Raw genomic sequence first — 8,632 nt, 5'->3', positions numbered from 1 at the left:
ATCTATCCCCTTTTATGTATTACACCCAACCAACTTGATATTACTATACAAGGCGTGCTCAGCACGCCCCTACGTCCAGACATCATTAGACTTCTTTACAAACCCTGATTTTTATGGATTTTTAAAAACTTCAACCCCAATACTTATAAGGGTTTATTTTTAGTTTGGAAAGAGATTTATTGCATTTGTAGTAATTTTAAAGTTTCTTGGGTGTATATGTTTTATAAAGCCTTTTAAAAGGTTTGCTGATATTTAATGCGGAAACGGCCGCTGTTTGTCCGCATCTATCCACGCTTGCACCCATTCATCAGGCGGTAGGCTCACCCCATCATAGCCAAGCGATGACAGCACCTGTGCGGTCGGTATGGGTTTACCCGTCATAAAGTTGGTCACTGCCGTACGAAGCAGTGCATGACAAGTGCATTTACCCTTAACCCACATCGTCTGCTCCATGTAGAACCACTTATCATCAATGGCACATACCCGAGTTTTCATCAGCACTTTATCAAAGAGTCGCACACGTTTGCGATACTGAATGGTACTGCCTGCCACCACCAAGCCCCACCGCTTTTGTACAAGTTTTTTGCCCAGACCTGTGCGAATGGCAAAGTCATTACGCCCTAGGTCAAACAACGTCAAAATCCGCCCATTGTTCATCTCAAAGAAGTTATCAATGTCATTCACATTGGCGGTAAAGCAATACTCGGTCGTGTCAGTCAGACCAAGCACCGTGCCTGACTTTTTGCTTTTGTGGTAAGCGGTTGCACTACTGATGATGTTTTGGGTTAGGCGTAAAAATGGATACATGACATACTCAGATTTTTATAAATAGATTAACGATGGGTAAAATGATAAACGATTAGCCTTTACGTTTGGCGGCAAGCATTGCTTGAATGTTTGCCAAATAGTCTGTGGCAACCTTGTTCGGGTCGGCAGACTTTTGGCGTTTGGCAGGATAATCAATATGGTCGCTTGGCAATTCGTCCAAAAAGCGTGACGGCGTGGTCTGGCGATACTCTTTGCCCGCCCTGCGTTTTTGGGCGTACATCAAGGTCAGCTCATGCCTTGCCCGTGTGATACCCACATACATGAGACGGCGTTCTTCTTCGACCGTCTCCGAGACGATAGAGTTACGGTGTGGCAAGATGTCTTCTTCGACCCCAATGATATACACAAAATCAAATTCAAGCCCCTTAGCCGCGTGCAGGGTCATGAGATTAACTTTGTTGGTATTTTCTTCTTCTTGCTGTTGTTCTAGCATGTCTAGTAGCACAAGCTTACGAATCACCGCTTCAATGCTTTTTTCATCATCATCTTCGGCACGGTCAATGAGTGCATGAATGGACGAGTACAAGGATTCGATGTTGTCAAGGCGGTTTTTTTCTTGTTGGGGCGTTTTGCTGTCTTCTTTGATGTAGTCAATATACCCCGTCTCCATAATCATCTGACGCACCAGTGGCATGGGGTCGGGGTTATCATAAAGCTCACGGGTATAATGCTCGATGAACTCCCCAAAACTGGCAAGGGTCGCCCCTGCCTTTGCCCCCACCGCCGATTTTAGCCCTGCATGAGAGCAGACGGACAGTAGCGATAGGCTGTGTTCTTGGGCGAACAGTCCGAGCTTTTCTAGGGTTGCCGAACCCATGCCACGCTTGGGCGTGTTGATAATCCGCAAAAATGCCGCATCATCATCAGGATTTAGAATAATCCGCAAATAACTCATGACGTCCTTAATCTCCGTGCGAGCAAAAAATGACGTACCACCCGAGAGCTTATACGGCACCTGCAATGAACGCAGTTCAGCCTCTAGCACCCGAGCCTGAAAGTTAGAGCGATACAGCACAGCATACTGCTCCCATGAGTTGTTATGTCTTAGGCGGTGCGTTACTATCTCTTTTGCCACCCGTTCCGCTTCCACCCCATCATCGGGCGAGCTTAACACACGGATTAATTCACCATGCCCTTTGTCCGACCACAGCGATTTTTCAAAAATATGCTCATTATTGGTAATCACAGCATTGGCAGACGCCAGTATGCGGTTGGTCGAGCGGTAGTTTTGTTCTAACTTGACAACGTGCAAATTGGGGAAATCCTGCTTTAATAACGCCATGTTTTCAGGCTTTGCCCCACGCCACGCATAGATAGATTGGTCATCATCGCCCACCACCGTAAACCTTGCCCGAATACCCACCAGTAGCTTGATAAGCTCATATTGGGCGGTGTTGGTGTCTTGATACTCGTCCACGAGCAGATAGCGAATGCGGTTTTGCCATTTTTCACGCACTCGCTCATTTTCTTTTAAAATGCGAGCAGGCAGGACAATCAAATCATCAAAATCCACCGCATTATACGCTCGCAAATTCCGCTCATAGAGTCCATACAGGTGAGCAAAAATCACATCTTCGGGGTCGGTCAGTGTCCGCTCGGCATCTTCGGGGGCGACTAGGTCATTTTTCCAGTCGCTAATCATCTTAATCGCCTTACCCACCATGTCCGCACGCTCCGCCCCTGATAGGTTATCACGCACCATTAGCTCGGCAAGCAGGCGTTTGCTGTCATCGGCGTCCATGATACTAAAATTACCTTTTAGGGGCGTGTTAATGAGTTCATACCGCAAAAACTGCAAGCCAAACTGGTGAAACGTAGACACCGTCAGCCCACGAGTTTTCTCGCTTGGCAGGAGCTTTTTGACACGCTCTTTCATCTCCCTTGCCGCCTTATTGGTAAAGGTCATTGCCGTGATACGCTCGGCAGGCGTGTTGCAGTTTTGGATAAGATGAGCGATTTTTTGGGTGATGACCGATGTCTTGCCCGACCCTGCCCCTGCCAGAACGAGCAAAGGGCCTGAAACATGGGCTAGGGCTTCTTGTTGGCGGGGGTTTAGTTGGCTCATAATCTAAATTCTTCGGGCAAATGGTTGGCTATTATAATGGATTTTGACAAATTGGGCAAAAGTTTGTGGTAAAATATACCCTAATATTTTTATGGAAAAACTGCCATGACAACACGCCCCACACTTTTTGCCAAATCCTTATTTACCATGATGATTTTGGTCAATTCATCTTATGCCAACACCACGCCACCCCAAGACAAAACCCCAAGCCAAACAGAAGCCCGACGCCAAGATGAACTCAAAGCTCAAATGGAAGCTAAAATAAGACTAGAACAACGGGCATTACAACGTGCCAACGCCCATCATCATGAGCTTATCTCCATACAAGACCCCATCACGCACAAATACGGCTATCAAGACGCACAGGGTAACGTTGTCATCAAGCCCATTTATGATGAGATTGAAAAATTTAATGGCACTTCCATGATTGTTGTCAAATCAGATTTATATGGCGTGATTAACAGGGATGGCAAAGTCATCATTGATACGGTTTATGATGACATAATAAGACAAGATTCGCATTATATCGTCAAAAAACAAGGGCTTTTTGGCGTGCTTGACGAAAACGGCAAAGTCGTTATTGACCTGACAAATGATGAATTACATGATGTAAGTGTCATTAAAGCACATAGAAGCAAATCTGCTTATTTTGCCAAAAAACAAGGTAAATATGGCATGTATGATGACAAAGGCGAAGTCATCTTACCTTTTGAATATGATAAACACGGTAAAATAGAGCAAGGCATTTTACCTGTCTCCAAAAATGGCAAATGGGGCATGATAAAATTTACCACCGACCAATATCATGGCATTGATTTTGACAAGCCATATCATGTCATGGTTGATTTTGGTTTAGATTATGATTTTATTTATGGATTTACCGATGAGCTGTCTTTGGTGGTCAAAGATGACAAATACGGCTTTATTGATAAAACGGGCAAATTGGTGAGTGGGCTAGATTATGATTTTGCTTTGCCATTTTATGCACCCATTTTAAAAATCAAAGCCATAACAAACCCCAGCATCAATAACGAACCCATTGCCTTTGTTGGCAAAAAGTCCGGCGATAAAATACAGCTCGGGGCGATTGATAAAACAGGCAAAGCCGTCATTCCCCTTATCTATGATAACATACAATCAGACCTCTTTACTCATCTGATTATCGTCATAAAGGACGGTAAATTTGGTGTTGTTGGACGTACAGGCTCATCTGTATTGCCTTTGGTGTATGACAACGTTAAAATCTCGCCAATGTGCTTTATGCCTTTTGACTTATTTCCAAAAAATAACAATCAACCACGCCAATGCACAATCTACACCCTAAAAGACGGGGTAGAAGGCGAAGTTAGCATTAACTATTAATCCGATAAAAAACGCCAATCGTGATATTGGCGTTTTTTATAAATTCTGATATATATCCACACCTATGTTAAATAAAACAAACACCACACCGCACACACACCCAAAATAATCCCCATGCCGTTGATTTTTGAGATTTTTTCTTTAAAAATAAACAATCCCACAACCGCCCCCAAACATATCACGCCGATATTCATGCCGGCAAATACCAAGGTTGGGTCATCTTTATAGGCTTGATGAGCTTTGATATAAAATAAAATATTAAAAAAGTTTAATGCACCCAGTAAAATCCCACTAATCAAACTTTTACCTTGCCATTTGGTTTTATTAATGATTAAATAAATAAATAACAAGACAAATGCCAATATAAAACTGACAAGCAAGGTATTAGGAAAGGCATTACCCAATTTTGCCATTTGTTTAAATAAAATATCAATCACGCCATAGCCTGCCCATACCCCACCTAATATCAGGGCGGTGTTTTTGATATTTAATGAATTATCCGTTTTGGCATGGTTGGGTTTATAAGTTAGGGCGATTAAAGATGAAAAGGCTAAAATAATACCCATACCTTTGGCAAGTGTTAAACTTTCGCCAAAAATGGTAAATGATGCCAATATCGGCAAAAATAACGCCAAACGCTGTGCCACGTCTGATTTGGCAATGCCAACGAGTTGCACCGCCTTTGCCATGATGATAAACACGCTTGGCAATAGCACGCCCAAGGCGATGACAATAAACGCCCCATTTGCCATAATTTCGCCAATATTAACACTAGGCTTTAATAAAAAAATACATAAAATAATGGCGGTGATATAATTCACCAAAATGGCTTGGGAGATGTCAATACCTTGACGGCGTGCCACTTTTAAAAAAATAGACACCAAAACACTGGCACAAATGGCGGAAATTAGAAAAATCATGATTATCCTATCACGCTTATTAAAATGAGCGGTTAAATTTGAAATATTTTGTTACAAATGACGTGATATTATAATATTGATTTGATTTTTGTCAAGATTTTTAGTGTACATATTTGCACTTTTATACATTCACACATAAATAAGGGCGAATGTGATTCGCCCCTACACGTCCAATCAACCGATTACACCAATCTAGCACTCGCAAGCTCCGTCAATTGATACAACGCATGGCGGTATTTGTTATCAGGCAGTTTCATGAGAGCTGTTTGGGCAAGGCGAGTTTCGTCCAACGCCCGATTTTTGCAGTATTCCAACGCCCCTGATGATTTCACCAAGCCGATGAGCGTCTCGGCATTGTCCGTTTTGCCCGTTTGTACGGCAATTCTTAGTTTGTCATAGTCATCGCTATTGGTCTGTTTTAGGATTTCTAAAGTTTTGATAATCGGCAGGGTCGGCTTACCCTCGGCTAGGTCATCGCCTAGATTTTTGCCCATTGTTTGGCTGTCGCCCATAAAATCCAGCACGTCATCAATCATCTGAAAGGCATTGCCAAAATGTTGCCCAAAATCGGACAAATTGGCAAGCAATTCCTTATCATCATGCTTGCCATGCAGTAGAGCCGAACCCACACACGCCATCATAAAAAGCCGTGAAGTCTTGCCATCAATGATTTGTAGATAGTCGCTTTCGGTCGTTTCAATGTTGTGCTGATGTTGCAGTTGCAAAACTTCGCCTTCGGCAATGTCGCACGTCCCATCCGAGAACAGTTTTAATAGCGTCATATCGCCAAACCCTGTCAAAAGGTTAAACGAGCGAGCGATAAGATAGTCACCCACCAGTACAGCCGTGGCGTTGTTCCAAGTGGCATTGGCGGTCGGTCGCCCCCGTCTCATGCCAGATTCATCAATCACATCATCATGCACGAGCGTGGCGGTGTGGAGCATCTCAGTAATCGCCCCAAGTTCTAGGCTTGGCTGGTACTGCTCGTCCTTTATCATGCGTGAGATGAGCAGGGTCATCAAAGGTCGCATACGCTTACCGCCTGCGTTGATGACGTGGTCGGATACTTTCATGATGAGCTGAACTTTGGAATTTAGCGAACCAAAAACCTGCTTGTCCATGACGGCAAAATCATCAGCAACAACAGATAAAATCTCAGAATAAGTGGGCGTGGTCATTGTCATTCTCAAAACTAAAATGGGGCTATGATAGCACATTTGGGGGCGTTGGGCAAAAGCGTTATTTGGTAGGTTGCGTATCTTGATTGTCCGATTGGCGTTCGGCAAGCCGTTCTTCGGCAGTGTCATAGACGGCATTTTTCTCACGCTTACCCACCGCAATGACAAACACCACCACTTTATCATCTTCAACTTGATACACAAGGCGATAACCTACCGAGCGTAATTTGATTTTGTACAAATTTTGTCCACCGCTTAGGCGATTGGCGATGATGTGTGGATTTTGTAGCACCTTAGCCAGTTTCTTTTTAAACTGCGTTTTTATGGTGTCGCCTAACTTTTGCCATTCTTTTAAAGCCCGCTCGTCAAATTCTAATTCATACATTAAAGTTCGTCCAAACTAACTTTAATGCGTGGGGCAGGATTGTCAAGGCGTTCTTTGGCAAGGGCCAAAAGCTCGCTATCTTCATCAGTCAAAACCACCGTTTTAAAGGGCAATTTTTTGTGATAAGCCACGTATTGCAAGGTTTGGCGGATAAGCTCGGACGGTGTCATACCAAGCTCTTGCAATGCCAAAAAGGATTGGGTTTTTAGGTCATCGTCCACACGAGCCACGATATTTGCCATAATACACCTATTTGTCTATAAATTTGTCAATACAATTATAACACAACTTTTTTATCTTGCAAGAATAACCATAAATTATCAATTTGTCAAAACCCATAAACTATTTTTAAAATTTTTGCCCTTTTTCTCACTTTTTATCTTGTCAAACGGTGTAAAACTGTGCATAATACCCCTTTGACCAAACCCACGAATACAGGCAGGTATTATGTCATTTTTAACCCACCATACAGAAATTGATGATGTGAATATTGAAAAAATCACACCCCTAATCACCCCCGCCGAACTAAAACGCACCTACCCCCTATCTAGCCAAGCATTTAGCACCGTGTTACACGGTCGCAAGGTCATCGAAGACATCTTGGACGGCGTGGACAAGCGTATCTTGGTTGTCGTTGGCCCTTGCTCTATCCACGATGTCGATGCCGCCCATGAGTATGCGGACAAATTAAAAGTATTGGCAGAAGAGCTAAAAGACGAGCTATTTATCGTCATGCGTGTGTATTTTGAAAAGCCACGCACCACCACAGGCTGGAAAGGGCTTATCAATGACCCGAACATGGACGACAGTTTTGACATCGAAAAAGGGCTGGGTATGGCTCGTAAGCTACTGTTGGAGCTTAACGAAAAAGGCTTGCCCTGTGCCACCGAAGCCCTTGACCCCAACACCCCCCAATATATGCAGGATTTGATTAGCTGGTCGGCAATCGGAGCCAGAACCACCGAATCACAAACCCACCGTGAAATGTCAAGCGGTCTGTCCTGCCCTGTCGGTTTCAAAAACGGCACAGACGGCTCCATGACCGTGGCGGTAAATGCCATGCAAGCGGTAAAATCAGGGCATAGCTTTTTGGGACTATCATCAGACGGGCAAGTGTCTATCATCAAATCCAAAGGCAATAAATACGCTCATGTGGTACTGCGTGGCGGTAACGACCAGCCTAACTATGACGAAACTGCCATTGCCGCCGCCGAAAACGAGCTTGCCCGTGGCAAAACCAACGGCAAAATCATGGTGGACGCAAGCCACGCCAACTCTGGCAAAGACCCCTACTTACAGCCCATGGTTATCCAAAATATCGCAGGACAAATCCAAAAAGGCAACAAATCTATCATGGGTCTCATGATTGAAAGCCACCTAAAAGGCGGTCGCCAAAATATCCCTGCCGACCTAAGCCAATTAGAATATGGCAAATCGGTAACGGACGGTTGCTTGGATTGGGACAGCACGGTGAACGTGTTACGTCAATTTGCCAAAGATGTCAAAGAATATTTGCCAAATCGTTGATAAATAAGGTAAATCATTACTTCAATCTCAACTAAAAATTTCAACTTATTGATTTTTAGGAAATTATTTTTTAAAATTGTAAGGGCGAATTATATTCGCCCTTACAATTTTCAATTTTCAATTTTCAATTTTCAATTTTTCAATTTTTCAATTTTTCAATTTTTCAATTTTTCAATTTTTCAATTTTTCAATTTTTCAAAATATTATCATTAAAATCATTTTTTAATCAATTTCTTTTAAAAATAAATTTAATTGTAATTTTGGTGCGTAGTACGCACCTTACCAATTATAAAGGTTCAACACACCCTAATATCAAACAATTTACCGACGATCAAAACTTGTCAATAATCCTTCAAAGCCGATCAGG

At 43.0% G+C, this 8,632-nt stretch carries 8 protein-coding genes; 2 read left to right on the top strand and 6 right to left on the bottom strand.

The window, feature by feature from the left end; translation table 11 throughout:
- Positions 1–252 precede the first annotated feature (252 nt).
- Both IM753_RS12310 and IM753_RS12305 read right to left on the bottom strand, forming a co-directional pair.
- On the bottom strand, positions 253–807 hold the full coding sequence (locus tag IM753_RS12310; protein ID WP_194092687.1) for a thioesterase family protein: 555 nt from the start codon (positions 805–807) through the stop codon (positions 253–255).
- Between the two features lie 52 nt (positions 808–859).
- Positions 860–2,893, bottom strand: coding sequence for a UvrD-helicase domain-containing protein (locus tag IM753_RS12305; protein WP_194109410.1), 2,034 nt, complete (start codon positions 2,891–2,893; stop codon positions 860–862).
- Positions 2,894–2,998: 105 nt separating this feature from the next.
- On the opposite strand from IM753_RS12305, the gene IM753_RS12300 reads away from it, so the two are divergent.
- Complete coding sequence (locus IM753_RS12300; RefSeq protein WP_194109409.1) at positions 2,999–4,255, top strand: WG repeat-containing protein; 1,257 nt, start codon at positions 2,999–3,001, stop codon at positions 4,253–4,255.
- Positions 4,256–4,317: 62 nt separating this feature from the next.
- Here the strand turns inward: IM753_RS12300 and IM753_RS12295 are convergent, their stop codons facing one another.
- The 4 genes from IM753_RS12295 to IM753_RS12280 form a co-directional block, all read right to left on the bottom strand.
- The gene (locus IM753_RS12295) at positions 4,318–5,175 is read right to left on the bottom strand and encodes an EamA/RhaT family transporter (protein WP_194092690.1); all 858 of its coding nucleotides are present in this window, start codon (positions 5,173–5,175) and stop codon (positions 4,318–4,320) included.
- 182 nt (positions 5,176–5,357) lie between these two features.
- The gene (locus tag IM753_RS12290) at positions 5,358–6,353 is read right to left on the bottom strand and encodes a polyprenyl synthetase family protein (RefSeq protein WP_255518676.1); all 996 of its coding nucleotides are present in this window, start codon (positions 6,351–6,353) and stop codon (positions 5,358–5,360) included.
- Between the two features lie 61 nt (positions 6,354–6,414).
- On the bottom strand, positions 6,415–6,738 hold the full coding sequence (locus IM753_RS12285; RefSeq protein ID WP_194092691.1) for a type II toxin-antitoxin system RelE/ParE family toxin: 324 nt from the start codon (positions 6,736–6,738) through the stop codon (positions 6,415–6,417).
- The gene (locus tag IM753_RS12280; protein ID WP_194092692.1) at positions 6,738–6,980 is read right to left on the bottom strand and encodes a type II toxin-antitoxin system RelB/DinJ family antitoxin; all 243 of its coding nucleotides are present in this window, start codon (positions 6,978–6,980) and stop codon (positions 6,738–6,740) included. The genes IM753_RS12285 and IM753_RS12280 overlap by 1 nt, the downstream gene beginning before the upstream one ends.
- Before the next feature lie 205 nt (positions 6,981–7,185).
- Here IM753_RS12280 and IM753_RS12275 point away from each other — a divergent pair, with 205 nt between their 5' ends.
- Positions 7,186–8,265, top strand: coding sequence for a 3-deoxy-7-phosphoheptulonate synthase (locus tag IM753_RS12275; protein ID WP_194092693.1), 1,080 nt, complete (start codon positions 7,186–7,188; stop codon positions 8,263–8,265).
- Positions 8,266–8,632: the final 367 nt, after the last annotated feature.

This window comes from Moraxella sp. K127, assembly GCF_015223095.1.
Classification (GTDB): Bacteria; Pseudomonadota; Gammaproteobacteria; order Pseudomonadales; family Moraxellaceae; genus Moraxella.
Note: the sequence above shows the minus strand (reverse complement) of the source record. Positions and strands in the feature narration are given on the sequence as shown.

Bases quoted from the DNA above. Each gene is read 5' to 3' on its own strand.
- IM753_RS12285 (WP_194092691.1), bottom strand. From the start codon at position 6,738: ATGTATGAATTAGAATTTGACGAGCGGGCTTTAAAAGAATGGCAAAAG.
- IM753_RS12305 (WP_194109410.1), bottom strand. From the start codon at position 2,893: ATGAGCCAACTAAACCCCCGCCAACAAGAAGCCCTAGCCCATGTTTCA.
- IM753_RS12290 (WP_255518676.1), bottom strand. From the start codon at position 6,353: ATGACCACGCCCACTTATTCTGAGATTTTATCTGTTGTTGCTGATGAT.
- IM753_RS12275 (WP_194092693.1), top strand. From the start codon at position 7,186: ATGTCATTTTTAACCCACCATACAGAAATTGATGATGTGAATATTGAA.
- IM753_RS12295 (WP_194092690.1), bottom strand. From the start codon at position 5,175: ATGATTTTTCTAATTTCCGCCATTTGTGCCAGTGTTTTGGTGTCTATT.
- IM753_RS12310 (WP_194092687.1), bottom strand. From the start codon at position 807: ATGTATCCATTTTTACGCCTAACCCAAAACATCATCAGTAGTGCAACC.
- IM753_RS12280 (WP_194092692.1), bottom strand. From the start codon at position 6,980: ATGGCAAATATCGTGGCTCGTGTGGACGATGACCTAAAAACCCAATCC.
- IM753_RS12300 (WP_194109409.1), top strand. From the start codon at position 2,999: ATGACAACACGCCCCACACTTTTTGCCAAATCCTTATTTACCATGATG.